Annotated in this window: 18 protein-coding genes; 10 read left to right on the forward strand and 8 right to left on the reverse strand. The window is 43.8% G+C overall.

What is annotated here, in order from left to right; genetic code table 11:
* The 3 genes from ACQKC9_RS09010 to ACQKC9_RS09020 all read right to left on the reverse strand — a co-directional run.
* The coding region (locus ACQKC9_RS09010; RefSeq protein ID WP_427621486.1) for an ESPR-type extended signal peptide-containing protein at nucleotides 1–1,581 on the reverse strand (1,581 nt) is incomplete at its 3' end.
* 943 nt (nucleotides 1,582–2,524) lie between these two features.
* A complete protein-coding gene (locus ACQKC9_RS09015) occupies nucleotides 2,525–3,403 on the reverse strand; it encodes an alpha/beta fold hydrolase (RefSeq protein WP_427621488.1) in 879 nt (292 codons plus the stop codon).
* A gap of 7 nt (nucleotides 3,404–3,410) precedes the next feature.
* Nucleotides 3,411–4,202 (reverse strand): class II aldolase/adducin family protein, encoded by a 792-nt coding sequence (locus ACQKC9_RS09020; protein WP_427621489.1) that lies wholly within the window; start codon nucleotides 4,200–4,202, stop codon nucleotides 3,411–3,413.
* Nucleotides 4,203–4,287: 85 nt separating this feature from the next.
* Here ACQKC9_RS09020 and ACQKC9_RS09025 point away from each other — a divergent pair, with 85 nt between their 5' ends.
* From ACQKC9_RS09025 to ACQKC9_RS09070, 10 genes are all read left to right on the forward strand, one after another.
* Nucleotides 4,288–4,977, forward strand: a complete 690-nt coding sequence (locus tag ACQKC9_RS09025) for a Crp/Fnr family transcriptional regulator (RefSeq protein WP_427621491.1) — start codon at nucleotides 4,288–4,290, stop codon at nucleotides 4,975–4,977.
* A gap of 141 nt (nucleotides 4,978–5,118) precedes the next feature.
* Nucleotides 5,119–6,837, forward strand: coding sequence for a phosphoethanolamine transferase (locus tag ACQKC9_RS09030; protein ID WP_427621492.1), 1,719 nt, complete (start codon nucleotides 5,119–5,121; stop codon nucleotides 6,835–6,837).
* Nucleotides 6,838–6,943: 106 nt separating this feature from the next.
* Nucleotides 6,944–7,639 (forward strand): response regulator transcription factor, encoded by a 696-nt coding sequence (locus tag ACQKC9_RS09035; RefSeq protein WP_427621493.1) that lies wholly within the window; start codon nucleotides 6,944–6,946, stop codon nucleotides 7,637–7,639.
* A 112-nt stretch (nucleotides 7,640–7,751) separates the two neighbouring features.
* Nucleotides 7,752–9,092: a sensor histidine kinase gene (locus ACQKC9_RS09040; RefSeq protein ID WP_427621494.1), complete on the forward strand. Its 1,341-nt coding sequence runs from the start codon at nucleotides 7,752–7,754 to the stop codon at nucleotides 9,090–9,092.
* A gap of 178 nt (nucleotides 9,093–9,270) precedes the next feature.
* Entirely contained in the window at nucleotides 9,271–9,741 is a 471-nt protein-coding gene (locus ACQKC9_RS09045; protein ID WP_427621495.1) for a diacylglycerol kinase, read from the forward strand.
* Between the two features lie 67 nt (nucleotides 9,742–9,808).
* On the forward strand, nucleotides 9,809–10,603 hold the full coding sequence (locus ACQKC9_RS09050; protein WP_427621496.1) for a PAP2 family lipid A phosphatase: 795 nt from the start codon (nucleotides 9,809–9,811) through the stop codon (nucleotides 10,601–10,603).
* Nucleotides 10,604–10,875: 272 nt separating this feature from the next.
* Nucleotides 10,876–11,490, forward strand: a complete 615-nt coding sequence (locus ACQKC9_RS09055) for a YceI family protein (RefSeq protein WP_427621497.1) — start codon at nucleotides 10,876–10,878, stop codon at nucleotides 11,488–11,490.
* Nucleotides 11,491–11,611: 121 nt separating this feature from the next.
* The gene (locus ACQKC9_RS09060; RefSeq protein ID WP_427621809.1) at nucleotides 11,612–12,985 is read left to right on the forward strand and encodes a c-type cytochrome; all 1,374 of its coding nucleotides are present in this window, start codon (nucleotides 11,612–11,614) and stop codon (nucleotides 12,983–12,985) included.
* 70 nt (nucleotides 12,986–13,055) lie between these two features.
* Complete coding sequence (locus tag ACQKC9_RS09065; protein WP_427621499.1) at nucleotides 13,056–14,657, forward strand: flavin monoamine oxidase family protein; 1,602 nt, start codon at nucleotides 13,056–13,058, stop codon at nucleotides 14,655–14,657.
* Between the two features lie 103 nt (nucleotides 14,658–14,760).
* Nucleotides 14,761–15,459, forward strand: a complete 699-nt coding sequence (locus tag ACQKC9_RS09070; RefSeq protein WP_427621500.1) for a c-type cytochrome — start codon at nucleotides 14,761–14,763, stop codon at nucleotides 15,457–15,459.
* A 21-nt stretch (nucleotides 15,460–15,480) separates the two neighbouring features.
* Here ACQKC9_RS09070 and ACQKC9_RS09075 read toward each other — a convergent pair whose 3' ends face one another.
* From ACQKC9_RS09075 to ACQKC9_RS09095, 5 genes are all read right to left on the reverse strand, one after another.
* A complete protein-coding gene (locus ACQKC9_RS09075) occupies nucleotides 15,481–15,900 on the reverse strand; it encodes a PaaI family thioesterase (protein ID WP_427621501.1) in 420 nt (139 codons plus the stop codon).
* A 148-nt stretch (nucleotides 15,901–16,048) separates the two neighbouring features.
* The gene (locus tag ACQKC9_RS09080; protein ID WP_347163042.1) at nucleotides 16,049–16,591 is read right to left on the reverse strand and encodes a DUF3124 domain-containing protein; all 543 of its coding nucleotides are present in this window, start codon (nucleotides 16,589–16,591) and stop codon (nucleotides 16,049–16,051) included.
* A 44-nt stretch (nucleotides 16,592–16,635) separates the two neighbouring features.
* Nucleotides 16,636–17,337, reverse strand: coding sequence for a potassium channel family protein (locus ACQKC9_RS09085; protein WP_427621503.1), 702 nt, complete (start codon nucleotides 17,335–17,337; stop codon nucleotides 16,636–16,638).
* Nucleotides 17,338–17,426: 89 nt separating this feature from the next.
* A complete protein-coding gene (locus tag ACQKC9_RS09090; RefSeq protein ID WP_427621504.1) occupies nucleotides 17,427–19,187 on the reverse strand; it encodes a TrkH family potassium uptake protein in 1,761 nt (586 codons plus the stop codon).
* A gap of 209 nt (nucleotides 19,188–19,396) precedes the next feature.
* Nucleotides 19,397–20,338, reverse strand: coding sequence for a DMT family transporter (locus ACQKC9_RS09095; RefSeq protein ID WP_427621506.1), 942 nt, complete (start codon nucleotides 20,336–20,338; stop codon nucleotides 19,397–19,399).
* Between the last annotated feature and the right edge of the window lie 17 nt (nucleotides 20,339–20,355).

A 20,355-nucleotide genomic window follows, 5' to 3' on the forward strand; every position in this document is an offset into this window, starting at 1 on the left:
GGTGGTTACGTTATCTGCACCGTCATCAATAGCAACGCCTGCGTTGTTGACTACCGTGTCACCCGTGGTGAGGCTGCCATCTTCGCCAAGGTCAATGGCTTCTGCTAGTTGAATGCTGAGTTCATCTGTACCGTCTGCAACCACACCAATGTTACCAGTGGTTAAGTTGGCAGGATCCGTCTCACCACCTGTGATGTTAAGAATAGAGCCTAGTGGACGGTTGACGTTAGTGCCACTGTCGCCTGCAAAGTTAAGACCACTAGCAATGGCTGTAGTGTTGTTTGTTGTTCGACTATCTAGGTTACCAAGAGCTTCACCGACAGTATTAACCGTAGTAGTACTATTATCTAAAACATATTCTGGCGGAGTATAAGTATCTGTGGCTGCATCATAACTACCACCTAGGGCCGTCATGTTGCCTTCAGAACGAGTAGTGTTACCTGCTGACCCTGCGCTGACTGAACTTTGTAACTGTGCTACTGTGACAGCATCGCTGGCTGCTGAACCATCAGCCAAGTTGGTGATACGACGTTTTATCGTATCGCTACCTACCGAGACTGTACCATCAGTCGTAGCAGCAACATTAGTTAAATAAGAATTTCCCGTCTGGGCATTTGCAACAGATCCCTGCCCTAAAGCAACACTATTTGCAGCGTTAGCGGCAGTATTCGCACCAATCGCTACACTATTCACGCCTGCTGCGGCAACGTTAGAACTTGTACCTAGCGCGATACCATTGGTAGCACCAGCCTCAACCGTCGCAATATTACCTGCCGCAATACCAAAGTCTGCACGAGAATAGGTTTGACGACCCAAGGCAATCGAGGTATTACCAGTTGATTCATTGGCAGTACCTATAGCGATTGCTGTATTTCCAGTTGATAGGTTACCCACACCTAGACCTACTCCAAATGCTTCACTTGTCACATTACCTTGACCAATAGCAATACCGTGACTGCCGCCAGTTACTTGGTTACTGTTACCCAGTGCGACACCACCGCCAGCGGCTGTAGAATTTGAATCACCGAGTGCAACTGCCGTACCTATATAAAAAGTCTCACCAGTAGCGTAATTGCGAACACCGCCTAACCTTCGATCTCCAATTTGCTGTTGAAGGCCATTTGTCGCACTAACAGTATTCTCTCTACCAATAGCGACTGAGTCGTTAGCATTATTAATTGTCGTACCACAACCGATTGCAATGCTGTTTGTTGGGGCTGGAATGGTAGGTGAAACACCTGGTACAGCTGCTACCCCAACCCCAATAATTGCCGCTTCTCCTAGCGGTCCACAATCTAGTGCTAATGGTGAAATTGCTGTGCTCGAGGCTTGACTACTGCTACCTCCAGCAGCACCTGCCACGGCAAACGCTTGTGTTGATAACGTAAGCCCTGTCGCGGCCAGTGCCACCGTGAGACTACTCAAGCGTAGCAATCGTGCACCTGTCGATACCGCGGCTGATGCACTAGAGTTAGAGCTGACAGCAGAACTTGAAGACTTGCCTCGACTCTTTGCATATTCTGCAACAGCCATAAAGCACCCTAATGATCTATTCCAAATTACTTTATAGTTACGATTCATGTTTATTATTCCTTTATCAATTAGAGAGCTGAGGTCAAGCAGTAAGGTCTATTGTTGTCTATTGCAAAAAAGACAACATTACTCTGGGCTTAAAATTAAAACTTCCTTGTACTGGAAATATTTTAGATATATGACTAACAATTTAGATACGCTTATTTAGTATTCTAGTACAAACAATAAAATAATCAATCACTAATAGAACCATATATAAACATTGTGAAAATAATATTAATCGAACGAAAATAAAACTCCTATGATATAAGTCTCTTTTTGCATACAAAATTGCAAAAAACCTCTATCGTAATTTAAAAAACATTTATATAACATATACTTATAATAAATATGTTTTTCTTTATTCTTTTAGTTATTTCTTATCAGCAAACCCCTTTATTTATATGGCCTAAACCAGAGAAACCATCCAAATTCCAAGATACATTTTCTTTACAAATTTTCATCTTTTGAATCATTTTTACTGAAAAATTTATACATATATTAATTGTAGAAAATATGATGGGTGATTTTTTAAAAGACTAGTGTTTACCTTCTCCATATCCTTTTAAGTGAATATATTCAGCCAAACAAATATATTCAGCCAAACAAATATATTCAGCCAAACAAATATATTCAGCCAAACAAATATAATGGGCCACATTTTATTTTTATTAAAATAAACAGAACTAAAATAGAAAGTTATTGGGAATTGAATCGCATAAATGAAAATAGCTAATACAAATGAAGATGCCAACAAAGCAGCTTATGACATGATAAAAGGGCACAGTTAAGTAATGACATACCAGATAGGCGTAGCGCATAGACGTTATGTACTGACCAGCTATAGCCGTACAAATACATACTAAGAGACAGCGATGCACTCAGTGCTCACCACCCATAAAAAAACGCAGGGCACCATTTGATGCTCTGCGTTTGTTAGATTGAACTGTATTTACAAAATACTGCGTCTAAATTGCAGATAGGCCGCTGTGATCGCTGCCGCATCTTCTACCTGCGGATAATGGCCTAGCATAGGCATATTGGTTATATCAGCATTGGGTATCAGTTGACGATAACGATCAATCATATGCTGTCCTGAGATGGGGTCTTTGGCACCAGCTATCAATTTCACAGGTACGGTACTGTTGATAATGGCACCGACCCATCGCTCGCGATACTGCTGACGTTGGGGTATGTAATTAATCAGCTTATGCATCACACCCAATCCATCATTGTGATTTAACAGCTGCCATAGCGTATCTATCACCTCTGCTGTGGGCTGCGTGTCAGGGCCAAATATCCGTTGTAAGCTGCCCGCAAATTTCTGCTTATTAATCAGCTTCGATACCAGAGGGCCCAATGGCGATAGCAGTAGCTTCTGTACCAAGATAGGTTTGTGCGTCTCAGGAAATAGACCACCGTTTAAAAAGCATACGCTAGCAATGTGTCGCTCAGCGCTAGCGCTACCCTCAACTTGTCTGGCTAGCAACTCTTGAGCCACTGTATCACCATAGTCATGCGCTAATATATGATAATCACTGACGCCCAGTTTTTGCAAAACAGCTTGATAAATATCCGCCTGTTCACTGATTAGGTAGCGCGCGTTTTTGGGTTTATCTGACAACCCAAACCCCAGCATATCGAGGGTGATAACATAATAGTGCTCGGTTAGCGCATCCCACATGCCCTCCCAGTCCCAACTGGCACTAGGATAACCATGAATCAATAGCAATACAGGCGCACTTTTATCCCCTGCATACCGAGTAAAGATTTGATGCCCGTTAATGGATTCATATTGCCCCTGCCGTTGCCACTCATCAAGAGTTATCATTAGAGACTTACTCCTCAAATGATGGGTCAGTGCGGCGTAGCTTTCTTAATAAGGCGGGCCATGCGATGTCACCGTTTGCGCCTCGGGTCACTTGCTCAGATGCCGCTTGAATACCGGCCAATATTTGTGCTGGTATTGGCGTCAATGCACCGCCTCCGCTCTGCGCCTTGATCTGAATCTCACAAGCTCTTTGCATGATATACATGTACAAGAACGCATTGGCAACCGTATCGGCACAAGTGAGTAGACCATGGTTACGCAAAATCATAAAGTGAGCATCGCCTAAATCAGCAACCAAACGAACCTTTTCTTCAGGGTTTAATGCGACGCCTTCGTAGTCGTGGTATGCCAAGTTAGATAGTGGAAATAATGATTGTTGCGAGATAGGTAGTAAGCCTTTTTCTTGCGCTGAGACGGCAACGCCATCATTTGTGTGCAGATGGATGACGCAATGCGCATCATCACGAGCCTCGTGCACAGCACTATGAATGATAAATCCAGCTGGATTGACTTCGAACTCTGATGGCGCTACTTTTTCGCCTGCTTTATTAACCTTTACCAGACTAGAGGCGGTAATCTCTTCAAATAACATTCCGTATGGATTGATTAAAAACTCATCCTCAGTACCCGGTACGCGTGCAGAGATATGAGTGAATACCAAATCGTCCCAGCCATAAGAAGCAATCATTCGATAACAGGCTGCAAGATTTACGCGCATCTGCCACTCTTGTTCGCTCATATTATGGTGTACACTCGATGATGAATCCGTTGATGTAGTGGTTTGCATAGCTGTTTGCATGGTGTATTCCTTTACTGTTTTAGATATCCCGAATTATTACCTTACACCATTTTATAAAACCAAATCTGTCAAAAACATTACACTTATGAATATTAATCATTATTTAAATAACGACCCATGGTTTAGTCAACTACCAGCCATTGTGCAGCCGCTACTGGCGGGCGATGCGGTGCTAAAGGTATACCAAAAAGGTCAAATGATTCATGCCATCGGTGATGGTGATGATGCCGCTCTACACTTTGTCGTGTCGGGTACGATTAGAGTCTGTAATGTGAGCACTAGTGGCCATGCCATGACACTGGCACATCTATCTAGTGGTGAGTGGTTTGGTGAAATATCTATCATAGATGACAATCCTCGCACCCATGATGCGTGGACGATTAATAAAGTAACGCTAATCTCAATCCCAAGAAATCTGGTGATTCAAACAGCGCAATCGCATCCGATTTTATACAAGCACCTCGCACTTATAACTTGCCAGCGAATTCGCCGAGCATTTGATTGGATTGATGATGCTACCTCACTCAATACCTCAGCGCGATTGGCTAGCATGCTGATTGGACTGATCGACACTTATGGTAAGCAAATAGGAGACGATATCAAAATAGAGCTGCGCTTATCGCAAGAAGAGCTTGGCTTTATGCTTGGCACTACCAGACAAACCATCAATAAAATCATTCAATCGTGGCAAAAGCAGCACCTTATCAATATGCACTATGGTTTTATCACTATAAAAGACAAGCCCCAGCTGATGGCAATGATGCATCCTGCCTAACTTAAATATACAAAGCCATCTCAACAATCCACACAACATCTAACTTATTAGAGTTGGCATGAACCGCCTTAACATCTTCTTAACAGACCACTTGCTATGGTAAGGAATGACGTTTCCTACCATCTGTTGAGAAGTATCTGTATGTCCATACCTCAAGTCATCAAGACCAATGTGCTGAAAATCAACGCGTCCAATGCCAACGCAAAAACCAGCTACCTTAGTAAGCTATATGATCGTGAGATAAGTCTCAGTTATCTTATTATTATCGTGGCTGTATATTTGGTAGCGACTGCAAATATTGGGTTCTTTGAGCAGGTGCTGGCTATCTATCCATTTAGCACAAATATGGGCTTTATACTCTCCATCACAGGTTTGTTATTTGGACTGATGTGGCTGGTATTACAGCTGCTTTGCTATCGCCCAACTGCCAAACCAGTATTGATTGCGCTACTAATCACTGCCGCCGTCTGTGGTTATTTTACCGATGCTTACGGGACGATATTTGACACAAACATGCTGATCAACAGTCTGGAGACCGATCAGGCAGAGGCGATGGGGTTGTTTGCCCCCAGCATGGTCATTCGTGTGCTGCTACTGGGCGTGTTGCCAGCATTTATCATTAGCAAAATTCGTCTAAAGCGTTTTACTTGGCAACGCAGCATACTACAAAAAACAGCCACCTTGATATTGTCTATCGCACTGATCGCAGCGTGTCTTTTACCATTTGGTGACCAGTACGCCAGCTTCTTTCGTCAGCATAAACAAGTTCGCTCTTATGCCAACCCGATCACGCCTATTTACTCTACGATCAAACTTGGCGAAAACTATGTCGATGAGCTACGCCGTCCTGATACTTTCACACTACATGCGACAGATGCAAAACGCGTGGCACCTGCTAATAGTGTGAGTGGCAGCGGAAAACCTAAATTGATGGTGTTTGTGGTTGGCGAAACGGCTCGCGCAGATCACTTCGGTTTGAACGGCTATACACGCAACACCACACCGCTGCTCTCAAAGCAGTCAGACCTTTATAGCTTTAAAGATGCCGTCTCTTGCGGCACCTCTACGGCCTACTCCGTACCCTGCATGTTCAGCTATGCGAATCGAGCAGACTACGATATCGATACCGCCAAGTATAATGAAAACGTACTAGATACGCTAAGTAAGCAAGGGGTCAATGTCGTTTGGCGCGACAATAACTCTAGCTCAAAAGGCGTGGCTGATCGCGTTACTTTTGAAGACTATAAAACAGCTGATACCAATCCGAACTGTGATGTTGAATGCCGAGATATCGGTATGCTTGATGGGTTTGATACACTGGTTAAGTCAGGCAGCTCACAGAAAGAGATGCCGAAAGACACACTTATTTTGCTGCATCAAATGGGCAATCATGGCCCCGCCTATTATCAGCGCTATCCCAAAGAATTTGAAGCGTATAACCCTGTTTGCATGACCAATGAGCTGTCTAAATGTGATGCTCAGTCGTTGGTAAATGGCTATGATAATGCGATTCGTTATACCGATTATTTTTTGAATAATGTGATTGATACGCTAAAGCCTTATGAGCAAGATTATGATGTGGTAATGGTATATATTAGTGATCATGGGGAGAGTTTGGGTGAAAATAATATCTACCTGCACGGCTTGCCCTATAAGTTCGCACCAGATACCCAAAAACACGTGCCTACGATAGTTTGGTCGCCCAATAGCAATAGTATCGATACTGAAAATCTTTCTAGTATGGTCAATGAGCCTGTGTCGCACGATTTCATTACGCCAACATTGCTTAGCTTTTTTGGTATTACGACCGATGAAGTCAAAGGTGAAGCAACCCTTTTCAAACTGTCCCATTCTAATTGAGTGGTTAAAAGTGAGTTATTCCAAATAATTTGTTAAAACAGCTCTCTACATTCGTTTTTATATTACTCAGTCCTTTTAGGTAACCACTATTTTTTAGGTCAGCATCATGTACAAGATACTCGTTATTGAAGACAACCCCGATATCGTGGCCAATATTTATGCTTTCTTTGAGCCAAAAGGCTTTGAATTGGACAACGCGTATAACGGCTATAGCGGGCTAACACTTGCTTCAAACAATCGTTATGATGTGATACTACTCGATGTGATGCTGCCAGGTATGGATGGCACGCAGCTGTGCAAAAAACTCAGAGAAGAGCTGCATGACAAGACGCCTGTGCTAATGCTCACGGCTCGCGATACAATCTTAGATAAAGTCGCTGGTTTTGATAGCGGTGCTGATGATTATTTGGTCAAGCCGTTTTCGTTGGTCGAGTTGGAGTGCCGTATCAAAGCGCTCATACGTCGCCATGAGGACGATCATTTTGCCCACAGTATTGCGGTCGGAGCGTTGTCCTTAAACAATAGTGAGCATACTATTATGCGCGACGGACAATCACTAAAGCTTACCCCCACTGGCTTTAAAATATTGCACATCCTCATGAGTGCAGCGCCTAGAGTCGTCAGTAAAACTGAGATTGAAGAAAAAGTATGGGGGCTAGACATACCGAGTAGTGATGCACTGCGCACCCATATGCATAGCGTGCGTGCACAGGTTGATAAGCCATTTGACACATCCATGATAGTCACAGTACCTGGCGTGGGCTACCAAATTGTTGTCCCTAGTGAATCAGCAAGCGCGTAGTTATCATTACAGTATGGATTGAATAAACCTTATCCAATTTACTAACTGACTGACCGTAACGTATTTATCGCTCTGTTATATATCGCCTTTTTCTATTAAGTTGTCTCATGCCATGCTCAATATAGACTCGATAGCCAATAAGTTCAGACTGTCTTACTTCATATTCGCGTTATTACTGTGCGCAGCTTTTGTCAGTATTTTTTTATACGCAGAGAGCCGAATAGAGCAAGATTTGGTCAAAGCTCGCCTATTGCAGCAGCTAGAGCTTAGTCAAGAAAAGTATGGTGACCAGCCTATCTATGTCGCTGAACCAGGTATCAAGATTTATCGCTATGATAAAGCACCTACTAGTTTACAAGCGATAGCCAATGACACGGTGCAAGAGACTTCTGTCACTGTTAATAAAGCCTCTGGAGCAGGTCATGCCAACCTACATCTTTTCGCCTATACTCAAGATGGTCAAACCTATATTTTGACTTACCTAGAAAACACAGAAATGGTAATGGAAAATTATCCAGTCTTGGCGATATTTGAGCACCTAGAAGACATATTTGCAGATACGTTAAAGGTAGCCGTGATTTTAAGCTTACTTATCGCCGCTATCTTCTCTCAATTGTCTTCCAAACAAATCATCAAACCTTTATTAGATTTGAAACGAGCCGTCGAGACCGATCATCACAACTTAAGCGATTTGACACACTTGCCATCTGAGGTCGGTGTCTTGGCACGGGCTATCGATGAGAAAAACCATAAGTTAGAGCAATATCTCAAGCGCGAGCAACTATTTACTGGTGATGTCAGCCACGAGCTGCGTACGCCGTTGACTATTATCATGGGGGCTTCTGAAGTATTGGCCTCGCAATTAGATGCTGACAGCCACTTAAACGAGTTTACCAACCGTATCAGTACCACGGCAAAAGAAACTTCTGAGATTATCACTGCCCTGCTCCTACTATCGCGCGCGCCTGAAAAGTTAGACGCGCCGCAAACCTCTATCAACAGTATCGCCTTAGCGGAAATGCAGCGCCTAAAATACTTACTGCGGTATAAGTCTGTCACTTGTCAGGTAATTGCTGAGCAGGAATACAGCGCTTACGTACGGCCCGAACTACTAAAAATGGCATTGGGTAACCTCATAAAAAATGCATTTCAATATACCGATGATGGCGAAGTAGCCATTACTATCGATGACGAAAAAATCACAGTGACTGATACTGGCTTAGGTATTCCTGAGGCGATGATGCCTTTACTCTATGAACGGTTTGAGCGATTAGAGTCTTATTATAAAGACGAGCAAACAATCCTGTTGTCAGAGCATGAAACAAAACATAAGGTTGAAGGCTCAGGTCTAGGACTCAGTATCGTCCAGCGTATCATGTCACATATGGGCTGGCAGCTCACTCACCAAGCCAATCGCTCAGGTGGTAGTACCTTTAGTATTTATTATAAATAACCTCGTGATAGCTCAAAGACATATTCATTTCCTAATCATAATTACTGATTGGGAAACGACAGGCTTAAACAACCATTACGCTTTATTCTCATCCCTCTATATCCTCTTAACGTTTTCTTAACCTCTCCCGTCTTATACTCAGGCTATCTTAATTTTAATAGACCATTAAGAATGTCCTATGAAGCAAATCACTCATACCAACCTTATAGAGCCGTTAGCCGAGCATAGTTCTGTCAACCAAACAGCACATGATAGTGCACTTGCAGCTGACAGCTTCGCAAGTCATGCCAAAGGCAAAACAGGAATTTACCGCATTATAAAAGCCACTGGTTACTCTCTAGACGGCTTTAAGGCCGCATATAAATTTGAAGCGGCTTTTAGACAAGTGGTGTGGCTCAATCTTGTACTGCTAGCTGCTGTCATCGTTATGCCTTTTGCGCTTGGTATAAAAATGATGCTAGTCGTCGCTTCTTTTTTATCTTTGATTGTTGAGCTAATCAACACAGGTATCGAAGCCTGCGTTGACCATACTTCGACCGCCAAGCACCCACTCGCAAAAATCGCAAAAGATGTCGGCTCTGCTGCACAATTTTTGTCGTTATTTCTCTTAACCGTTTTATGGTTAATGGCGCTGTCTGTCTTTTTATAGTTGTCTATTTTTTTATAGCAGCATGCTGGAAGCTCTCATCACTTAATATACGTTATCAGGTGTATCCATGACTTTAGAAAACCACTCAATGGCTTGGGACTGGCTAAAACTACTGTGCGTGACCATCATTGCCGCATTGGTTTTTGAGCATAGCCAGTTGGACATACGCATCAGCGAGCTGTTTTATAGCAATGGACACTGGCTACTAGAAAAAGGCGCGCAGCCTTATGCGTTTATCTTTTATGATTTGCCCAAAGCCCTATTAATTCTACTGGCGGTCTACCTCATAGCAGTGTTAATTATAAAATATCGACAACCTTTGCCTGACGCCGCCTCGCAGCATCGCCATAAATTCGATAGATTTCTGCTTCCTTTACCAATTCGAGAGATCGGCTACCTACTGATTATATTGGCGATTGTACCTGCTACTATTGCCACGTTCAAAGGCGTCACCCATGTTAGTTGCCCAAATGACTTAGCTATTTTTAATGGAGATTCACCCTACCTCAATCTTTGGCAAAACATCGTAGCAGCAACGCCTGCCAGATGCTTCCCAGCAGCTCACGCCAGCGCAGGATTTTCTTTATATGGACTGGCTTTTTTACCGACACTAAGAAAATACCGCTATCAAATAGTCATATCAGTAACCGTTTTGGGCTGGACAATGGGACTGTATAAGATGCTGTTTGGCGATCACTTCTTTAGCCATACATTGGTCTCAATGATGCTGTCATTAACTATAGCCTGTGCGCTCGCAGCCTTATTTTTTAAACAATCGATTAAAAATAAAGCACACAGCACCAACGATGATAAAAGACATACTGGTCTTAGCTTGTCTAGCATTGAGCACTCTAACACTTAAAGTCAGCACCTAGCATTCAGTACTTATGCATCAGTACTGTTGCATAAGTACTCAGCTTCAATAATTAGGTATCAGTACTTAGCATCCATACTTGGAATTGACGTTCAGACATGACAGAGTCATTCGTTAACTCTTTACTAAAATAGCACTACTAAGTATTTGAAAAACCCTGTATAAATAATAAACAATCATTGGCTTATTGTTAAGCAAACGCATGGATAGCGCTTGTGAATAAGCTCCTCTATATCAATAGCCTGTAAAGGAATATAGCTATGCGCTTGTTGTTTATTAGGCCAAAACCTTCGCATATCTATTCTTTTTTGGCCATTTTATTATTGCTCGTAGGCGCTGCAAATAGCAGTCAAGCTGCCAGTTATGCTATTAATCCTGCCAGCACTTATATCCGATTTGCTATCGAACGCTTTAAGAGTTCAGCCACGACTGGTGGCTTTTATAATATCAAAGGCCAGTTGCAATACGATCCAAACCGAAGATCAGGCGAAATCTCATTGATCATACCGATAAACTCCTTAAATACGGGCAACCCTTCTTTTAATAATAGTCTAACGGGGCCTGAATTTTTCGATATGCAGAGGTTTCCTTCAGCGCATTTTGAATCGACAAAATGGCATTTTAATCAAGATAAAAAAAGCCCGCAGGTCACTCGGGTAGATGGACAATTGACACTGCATGGCGAGACCCACCTAATTAGCTTAACCGCGACTAAATTTGATTGTTATCTGAGCACTAATCTCAGAAAGGATGTTTGCGGTGGCGAGTTCACTGCTACGATTAATCGCACAAAATGGAATATCAATAAATTCGCTTGGTTCGGACTGACCAAAAACCTTGACTTAAGTATCAAGGTCGAAGCCGCCAGACAGTAGTATTTTTAATGTTTCGCCATTGTCTGAATGGATACTGGTAGTGATTTGCAGAAAGCTTAAAAAGGAATTAGACATGATTCATCGGTATTATAAGAGTATTGCGAAACCACTTTCTGCCGTCATGCCAGCATTGTCATTTTCTTCGATAATAACACTGACATTGGGATTCAGCTTAGTGTCTACCGTCGTGATGGCAGGCACGGTCAGCCTGCCAATGGAAAATCTGCCCAGTCGAATAACCCTACCAAATGTCAGCCCTGCTAATAGTGCGCTTGCCAATCGCGGGGCTTACGTGGCGCGTACAGCAGACTGTATGGCTTGCCACCGTGATGACTATGGTGGCGGCGTACCAATTGAGACGCCCATTGGCAATATCTACTCAACCAATATTACACCGTCAACGCGCTATGGCATCGGCAACTATACTGAAGCCGATTTCAAAAAGGCTTTGCAAAAAGGTCGTGCACCCAACCATCAGCTTTATCCTGCGATGCCTTACCCGTCTTATCATGGCATGACAGATGAGGATATCAGCGCCTTGTTCGCGTACTTTCAGACCGTTCCTATCGTAGACAACCCACCTGAAAAAACCACTCATTTGCCTTTCCCGTTAAATATTCGTAGCTTAATGCTGGCATGGAATGTCATCAATGTGCCTTCTACCGAAAATCGCTCAGGGCTGACAAACTCTCAGCAGCGTGGTGAATATCTGGTCAATAACTTAGAGCACTGCGGCACTTGTCATACACCGCGCAACTTAACCCAAGGCCTAGATAAAGACCGCTATTTATCCGGCGCACCACTTGGTAAATGGTTTGCACCGAATATCACGCCTGACAACGACACAGGTATCGGCCTTTGGAGCGAAATGGATATCGTAACTTACCTGCGTACAGGCACGCTTGATAAGCGCGCTTACGCAGGTGGGCCAATGGCAGAAGCCGTGGCGCATAGTACACGCTACCTCACCGACGAAGACCTTATAGCGATGGCTGACTACTTAAAAGTCGTCCCAGCCATTAAGACCAATGATTATCTGATACCAGTCAATGTGTCTCGCCTGCCGCAGCCAGTCAGTAACTCGATTACTTATGACTTGCTTGAGCAGAAAGACTATCTGGCACAGGCTAAAACGAATACTGTCAACAGTGCTAACAACAGCGGTCTTAACAGCAACTCGCCAAAAGACTTATATTTAGCAAATTGCGCCAGCTGTCATGGCGTCGATGGTTACGCTCAGCCCGATGCACGCTATGCCTCCATCGTTGGTTTGAGTAGTATTCGCCGCGTAAAACCTGATGCACTCATTGGCGTCATTGCATTTGGCGCAAAAGGTGCCTTTAATACAGCACCAAAAATGCCCGGCTTCTCAAAAGATTTAAGCCCTGCACAGATTGCTAATATTACTAACTACGTACGAGTCACCTTTGGTGGTTTACCAAGTAGCGATGTCAGCGCGGCGGATGTCACGCGTGTGATAAAAGAGAAAAGTTAGCTATAAAGAATATGCCTCAATTACTATTTTTGATAATACCGCAAAGACTCAGCACGATAAGGATAGTCCTATGAATGACCTGCTCCAATCTCCCACGCGGCGACAACTGCTCTCAATGATAGGCAAGACGGTAGGCGCGACCGCGATGTATCAAGCGATGACTACGTTGGGGTTTGCATCTGAGTCGAGCTTCAAAGAAGAGATGAATCTTAAAGGCGCACCGGCTGGCGCTAGTATCGTGATATTGGGTGCAGGGTTGGGCGGTCTGACTGCCGCCTATGAGCTACGAAAAGCAGGCTATAAAGTGACCGTGCTTGAGTACCAAAATCGTGGCGGTGGACGTAGCTGGACACTGAACAGTGGTGACAAATATACGGAGCTGGGCGGTGCTGAGGTCACGTGCGACTTTCAAAAAGGCAATTACTTTAACGGTGGGCCATGGCGATTGCCCATCCATCATTACGCGGTCTTTCATTACTGCAAAAAGTTCGGCGTGGCATTGCAGCCCTTTATCCAAACCAATGATCGTGCTTATCTGCATCGTACCAATCACTTCGATGGGGCGCCGCAGCGCTTGGGCGAAGTACAGAGCGATATTCGCGGTTATGTGTCAGAGTTATTGTCCAAAGCCGTCAATAAAGGCAGTCTTGATAATACAGTTGATAAAGAGGACAAAGAAAAACTACTCGAAGGCTTAAAAGGCTGGGGTGTCCTTGATAATAACTATCGCTATGTCAAAAGCCATGAGACTGGTAAGCATCGTGGCTATAGCGTATATCCCGGTGGTGGTCTAATGCCTGATGCCAAGCCATCAACGCCCATACCGATGGACAAATTACTAGACTCAGGCATGTGGTCGGATATTTATACCAACTATACCGTCCATGTCCATCAACCAGCGATGTTTCAGCCTGTTGGCGGTATGGGAAAAATCGGTGATGCATTCACACGTGAATGTCGCGAGATGATTACATTCAATGCCAAAGTCACCAAGATCAATCAAGACGAAACTGGTGTCACCGTTGACTATGTCGATAGCAATAGCCCTGACGGTGCTACCAAAACAGTGCGCGCAGATTGGTGTATTTGCACCATTCCTTTGTCCATACTGACTCAGATTGATATCAATGTCTCCGCGCCAATGAAACAAGCGATGGCAGCCGTTCCTTATGACAGCTCTTACAAAGTGGGTTTGGAGTTCAAACGGCGGTTTTGGGAAGAGGATGAATGGATCTATGGCGGCATCACGTATACCGATATGCCCATCTCGCAAATCTCCTACCCTTCACAAGATATGTTTAGCTCAGGCTCAGGTGTGTTGCTTGGTGCTTATGGATTTGGGGAAGCCTCGTACAAATTTAATTCGCTAACACCCAAAGAGCGTATCAATGCGGCGCTCGCCTATGGCAAACAGATTCATCCGCAATATACCAAAGAGTTCCGTTCGGGCACGTCTGTCGCATGGCATCGTATCCCTTGGTCGCTTGGCTGTTATGGTATCTGGAGCGAGTCAAGTCGTGAGCAGTACTATGAGACATTATGCGAGATAGACCACCGGATTGTGTTAGCAGGTGAGCATTGTTCACACATTCCTGCTTGGCAAGAAGGCGCGATACTATCTGGTATGGACGCCGCCAAACGCTTGCATCAAAAAGCCAAAAAGCTTGGGTAGCACGTCTTTAAGTAATGAAATTTTAGATAATAATTTTTTGGAAAATCAGTCTGGCATTGAAGCAAGGATGATAACAATGAGACTAGGGACGTTAGGAATAATCATGAATATGTTGACAGCAAACCCAATCGCATCGTCTGGCTCAGGCAAGGCCATAATGAAGCTCATAGTTGGCGGGTCGACCGCGTTAATAACATTGACAACATTAACAACGTTGTCAGGCTGTAGTCAGAATAGAACACAAAACGCAGCCACCATCGCTAACCCGCAGACAGCACCAATGATATTCGATAAAAATTTTGACAATCAGGCCAGTCGCAATCAAGGCGCATGGGGCGGCGTATATATGTCCAAAGCAGAGTTGGCTGAGCCCACCAGCAATATTGTCGATGTGCGCTCAATACCAAAAATGAGCGATGATGCTAGCATGCAGAAATGGCTCGCAAAGTTTGAAGGCAGCACACAAGGCAAAACGGGGTTCTTTACCACCAATGGTAAGAAACTCTATGACGACTCTTGTGCAGGTTGTCATATGCAAAAAGGTGACGGTGCACAAGGCGCTGGTTACTATCCACCGCTTGCCAATAACAGCAAGATGGAATCGAAGTACTATATCATCAGTGTGTTAATCAATGGTCTGCGCGGTATGTCCTCTTTTCATCGCATGATGAGTGATGAGCAAATAGCAGCTGTCACACAATACGTGCATAGCGATCTAAATAATTTCACTGATATAGTGACCACTGCTAATGTCGCACAGCTACGCCATGACTTCCCACCAGAATCAGACCCTAGTGAGTAAGTAAAATACACTATAAACTAGCTAACCTTCAATATGCTTAGGCGGCACCGAATACGTGCCGACCACATGAGCCACGATATCATCAGAGCCTTCTGAATACAGAGATACCTCGCCTATAATCAACGTGCGCCCTACTTTCATCAAGGTACATTCGGCGATAATACGAGCATTTGCTGATGGCTTACGCAAAAAGTTGATGGTCAAACTCGTCGTCACCGTTAACGGGACAATGCCGATTCTTCCGAGTATCGCCACATAGATAGCGACATCAGCGACGGCCATCATGACAGGTCCCGAGACTGTGCCACCGGGACGCAGCTCATTTATGCCAATCTCGTGCGATAAGGTCGCGCCATTTTCGTTGACCGTCTCGACGACACATTTGGTTTGGGGAAACTCCAATGCCATAAAGGCGCTGATTTCTTCTTTGGTTGCAGACATAACTCTTCCTTGAATTGAACTGTCCATGTTGATTCGCTTAATACATTTATACGAGCATCGCTAGATAGCAAAGTAAAAGTAGAAACTACTTCCGCCTATACTACAGTGCTCTTTTAATGCTCTGAACTACGTACCGACTATACATATCTCAATGTATTACGGGCGTGCCTTCTGTACTAAAGGCAAATCCCTTATTGCTAAAATTACCAATCATGACCGCTTCTATCACTGGTCTGACGGTTTCATCTACACCTTCAACTTCGATGATAAAGTTAGCACCAGAACCGCCTTTATCCTCTTCTTTTTCGACAATATAGTTCAGCGTGGCCATCGCTGGTAGCTCGATAGGCTTATCTAAATATGATTTGACCAATGCTCCATCTGTATCGTAATAATCAATTTTATTAATATACAGTGACTTTTTGAGCGTGGTATTACGTACACTCAGCGTCGCCGATAGCAGCACTTTGCGAGCGTCTCTATCGGTATAGATATCAGAATAAATCGGCACATAAAAGGTTTGCTTATAACCAAACTGACTGTGATCCACGTCTGAGGTAATCGCCAACTCTTTAATCGGGTCTTTTTGATGCTCAGACAAAAGAACGTTCGGGTCTTGCGCTGATTGATCACAACCTGACAGTAGTGTCATTATGGCGATCAGTAGGACAGAGATACTTCGCTTATTCATAATCATTTCCCTATACCTTCTGGTATTACTGCAATGGCAAGCTGCTATTTTATTTTCACACCCACACTACGTAAGAACTGATTGATATGTTTGTTGGCGCCATAAATCACCAGTACATCGCGCTCTTGCAGTACTTGCTCAGGCGTCGCCAAACCTTGAATGCTAGGCTTGCTCTGCGTACGACCAAAGCTGTCTTCATAATACTCATAGCGCAACGTACTAAGCAATCGGATATTGAACTTTTGCTCTAACTGTAAGTCGTCGACAGTCTTACCAACCAACACATTTGGAATCTTAATCTCTACCATGCTGAAGTTATCGCTTAATTCAAACGAATCGACAAAATAGCGTAGTGACAGACGCTTGGCCCAGCGATTGGCCGCTTCTTTTTCAGGGTGAATCAAATCATCCACGCCGATGGCTTGGAGGACTTTTTCATGTAGCGGATTGATACTACGGCTGATCAAACGCTTGGCTTTTAACGTCTTAAATAGCGCTGTTGCCATAACATTGGCCCCTTGATCTTCGCCAATTGCCACAATGACAATATCAGTATCAACGATTGGTAATCCGCTAACCGTATACTCATCCGTGGCATCCATACACAGCGTATGAGAAATCACTTCTTTATAAGCTTCAACCCGTTGCATACTACTATCAATAGCAATCACTTCATGCCCTTGACTGGTCAATGCCGATCCTAACGATGCACCGAAATTTCCTAGCCCTACGATGATGTACTTCATAACTTAAACAACCTTTTTTAATATTTTTTGCTATTTATTAAGAACGACATAGTCTGTTTACGATGGATTAGATAACTGTTTACGACGGATTAGTTAATCGTAATCTCTTCAGTAGGATAGCGATAATTACGTTGACGCATATTTTTTAGCAGTGCAATAAATATCGTCAGCATACTGACGCGGCCAACGAACATAATGACCGAAACCACTATTTTACTAAAATCTGATAAGTCTGCTGTCAGGTTTAAACTTAGGCCCACCGTGCTATAAGCTGAGAAACACTCAAATACCACTTTAATCAAATCAAGCTCTGGCTGATCATAACTGATGAGTGTCACGCCCGTACCGATGACCAGTAGCGACAGCCACATAATAGAAAATGCGCGGCGAACTGAAATCTCCGCAATCTCTCTTTTAAAGACTTCTATCTTGGTCTGACCACGCGCCAGACTCAATGTATTCAATAGCGCAATCGCAAAGGTACTGGTCTTGATACCACCACCTGTCGAGTTTGGTGACGCACCAATCCACATTAGAAATATCGTCAGCATAACAGTCGGAAATGTAAGTTCACCCATATCAATGACATTAAACCCTGCCGTACGCGGGGTAGCCGCAGTAAAGAACCCTGTTACCAGCTTCCCAAGAAAACTGGTATGGTCAGCGAGCACATTGTTGTATTCAAATATCATCACCCCAATCAGACCGACCAACAGTAATGCGCCTGTGGTAATCAAAGTAATACGGCTATTAATATTAAGTAACCAAGGCTGATAGATGTAGCGTTGGTCATGGCGATTTATCAGCCGCTGAGCACGATAACGTAAATACCTAAGCACATTGACCACGATGGTGAAACCCATACCACCGAAGATAAATGTCATCGCCAGAATCAGCTGTAGCGAATAATTAAAACGTAGCGAATCATCGTACAAGCCAGCACTGAATGTAGAGAATCCAGCATTACAAAAAGCAGAAATCGCATGAAAGACCGAAAAAAATAGCTGCTCAGACCAATCCATATTGGGTATGTCATAAATACTGATATAAATCAGCGCAGCCGCTACCGCCTCGACAGCAAATGTGACGTATAAGATAGACTTGAGTGTCGACACCACATCACCCATACCGCGCATATAAGACATCTCGCTGATGCTGGCTTGTGTCTCATAGCTGACACCGCCCTTAAAGAAATAACTAAAATAGGTCACAAAGGTCAAAATACCCAAACCGCCAATTTGTATCAGCCCCATAATAATGACTTGGCCAAAAGTCGTAAAATAGGTGGCAGTATCCACGACGATAAGCCCTGTCACGCAGACCGCACTGGTCGCAGTAAATAGCGCATCCACAAAAGACAGCGGCTGCGTTGTCGCATTGGGCATCATCAATAGCAATGCTCCAACCAGCACCACGACTAAAAAGCTTAGAATAAAAAACTGGGCAGGATGTAGAAAGGTACGATTGAGATTGAAATTATGATCGGAGAGTTCGCGGACGAAGGTGACAAACACCGCTATCTTTATCGCGACAAAGCCATCAACGGCAGCAGCTAGGCCCGAACGTACTAAGTCCGTAAAATGCGCGGTCAATAAAATGATAATGGCAATGCTAGTCAGTGCGTCAAAGACAGCGACTTTATTAAGCGTTAATGGCTTTTTAGTATAGATGTAACGACCAGCGGTCACCATAAAACTAAGGAAGATGATGACCAAATAGAAAATATGGAATACTTGCTGGAGCCACGTCGGTAGTGTAAAACCACTATCTAACAAGGCAATCGCTACCCCGATGACACTAATAAGAATCGTAAAATTGTTTAATAACCGATAACGCGTGGCTGCATTCATAGCCTGAGTCCATGACAACGATAACCACGATACTTATACTCCTTTTTTGTCCTATCCACAAAAAGTGATTGAAGTTAATCGTAACCAATTATTGAGTCATAGCAGCTATTGATAAGCTAGATACTGATAACCAGAGCGAGATAAGAAGTGTCCATTAGGCAGTAACGGTTTTAATAACTCTATAGTTTAATGCTATTGCCTATACACATTTATGAGACTTCTTCTTTTACTTTTGATATTTTTACGCCGCCCCATGTCACTAATGCCACGCCAATAGCAATTAAAGTCGCACCTAAAAATAAACCTTCTGGTGGACTTTCCCCTTGCAAAAAAATAGCGACGGGTACGCCGACAATGGCCCCTACCGCACCTAACAAACTCAGCAACACGGGCCCACCTGTCTTTTGCAATAGAAATAATAGTAAAAACTGTCCAGCGAATACGCCTGCTTGTATAGCTATCATGCTTAGCGGCAACCAATTCTCTAAAGGTACAGCAATAGAGAAGTCTGACATCATACTAAACAAACCTAGCAGCAGCGCTGCCGCAATCAACATACCTGGAGCGAGTGCGCCAGAAGACGCATTATTAGGCCAGCGTAATGTCCGATATATGTTACCAATAGCAAGTAGCACTGGCCCACAAAGCGCGATTAAAATCCAAAACACACTAGAATCTGGCGTAGAGAATTTATGTACGGCTAATGCCCCTGCTCCAATGAGTGCTGCGATGACTCCAAGCGCACGGACAATATAAAATTGCTCTATACGTAGTATCAGCGCGCCAAGATACGTTAGCAGTGGCGGCAATGAGAGGATTAAGGCGACGAAACCTGCGCCCACATGAGGAATGGCAGAAAATAATAATAAGTTAGCGGCCGCGACACTGACAAGCGCCGCGACAAAGTAATACTCTAAGCTGCGCGCATTAAGAGGAGGAAGTTCTTTTCTGATGAGCGCTATCATAAATAAAATAACAGCAGCGCCAGTAATCGACCAAAACAAAAACCCTAATGGGGTCAAACCGACATCGATAGCGTACTTTGCCACATTGGTCGAGATACCAGTGAGTGCACCGCCTGCCAGTAGACAAACAAAAGGCACCAGCCAAGTGGTTTTGTGAGAAGTTTTTTGTTTGAGCGAATCATTCATCGACTATCCTATTGGAT

This window comes from Psychrobacter sp. NPDC078409 (genome assembly GCF_050268505.1).
In the GTDB taxonomy this organism is placed as follows: domain Bacteria; phylum Pseudomonadota; class Gammaproteobacteria; order Pseudomonadales; family Moraxellaceae; genus Psychrobacter.

Excerpts from the sequence above, each read along its gene's own strand:
- ACQKC9_RS09015 (WP_427621488.1), bottom strand. The coding sequence starts at position 3,403 with ATGATAACTCTTGATGAGTGGCAACGGCAGGGGCAATATGAATCCATT.
- ACQKC9_RS09020 (WP_427621489.1), bottom strand. The coding sequence starts at position 4,202 with ATGCAAACAGCTATGCAAACCACTACATCAACGGATTCATCATCGAGT.
- ACQKC9_RS09025 (WP_427621491.1), top strand. The coding sequence starts at position 4,288 with ATGAATATTAATCATTATTTAAATAACGACCCATGGTTTAGTCAACTA.
- ACQKC9_RS09030 (WP_427621492.1), top strand. The coding sequence starts at position 5,119 with ATGTCCATACCTCAAGTCATCAAGACCAATGTGCTGAAAATCAACGCG.
- ACQKC9_RS09035 (WP_427621493.1), top strand. The coding sequence starts at position 6,944 with ATGTACAAGATACTCGTTATTGAAGACAACCCCGATATCGTGGCCAAT.
- ACQKC9_RS09040 (WP_427621494.1), top strand. The coding sequence starts at position 7,752 with ATGCTCAATATAGACTCGATAGCCAATAAGTTCAGACTGTCTTACTTC.
- ACQKC9_RS09045 (WP_427621495.1), top strand. The coding sequence starts at position 9,271 with ATGAAGCAAATCACTCATACCAACCTTATAGAGCCGTTAGCCGAGCAT.
- ACQKC9_RS09050 (WP_427621496.1), top strand. The coding sequence starts at position 9,809 with ATGACTTTAGAAAACCACTCAATGGCTTGGGACTGGCTAAAACTACTG.
- ACQKC9_RS09055 (WP_427621497.1), top strand. The coding sequence starts at position 10,876 with ATGCGCTTGTTGTTTATTAGGCCAAAACCTTCGCATATCTATTCTTTT.
- ACQKC9_RS09060 (WP_427621809.1), top strand. The coding sequence starts at position 11,612 with ATGCCAGCATTGTCATTTTCTTCGATAATAACACTGACATTGGGATTC.
- ACQKC9_RS09065 (WP_427621499.1), top strand. The coding sequence starts at position 13,056 with ATGAATGACCTGCTCCAATCTCCCACGCGGCGACAACTGCTCTCAATG.
- ACQKC9_RS09070 (WP_427621500.1), top strand. The coding sequence starts at position 14,761 with ATGAATATGTTGACAGCAAACCCAATCGCATCGTCTGGCTCAGGCAAG.
- ACQKC9_RS09075 (WP_427621501.1), bottom strand. The coding sequence starts at position 15,900 with ATGTCTGCAACCAAAGAAGAAATCAGCGCCTTTATGGCATTGGAGTTT.
- ACQKC9_RS09080 (WP_347163042.1), bottom strand. The coding sequence starts at position 16,591 with ATGAATAAGCGAAGTATCTCTGTCCTACTGATCGCCATAATGACACTA.
- ACQKC9_RS09085 (WP_427621503.1), bottom strand. The coding sequence starts at position 17,337 with ATGAAGTACATCATCGTAGGGCTAGGAAATTTCGGTGCATCGTTAGGA.
- ACQKC9_RS09090 (WP_427621504.1), bottom strand. The coding sequence starts at position 19,187 with ATGAATGCAGCCACGCGTTATCGGTTATTAAACAATTTTACGATTCTT.
- ACQKC9_RS09095 (WP_427621506.1), bottom strand. The coding sequence starts at position 20,338 with ATGAATGATTCGCTCAAACAAAAAACTTCTCACAAAACCACTTGGCTG.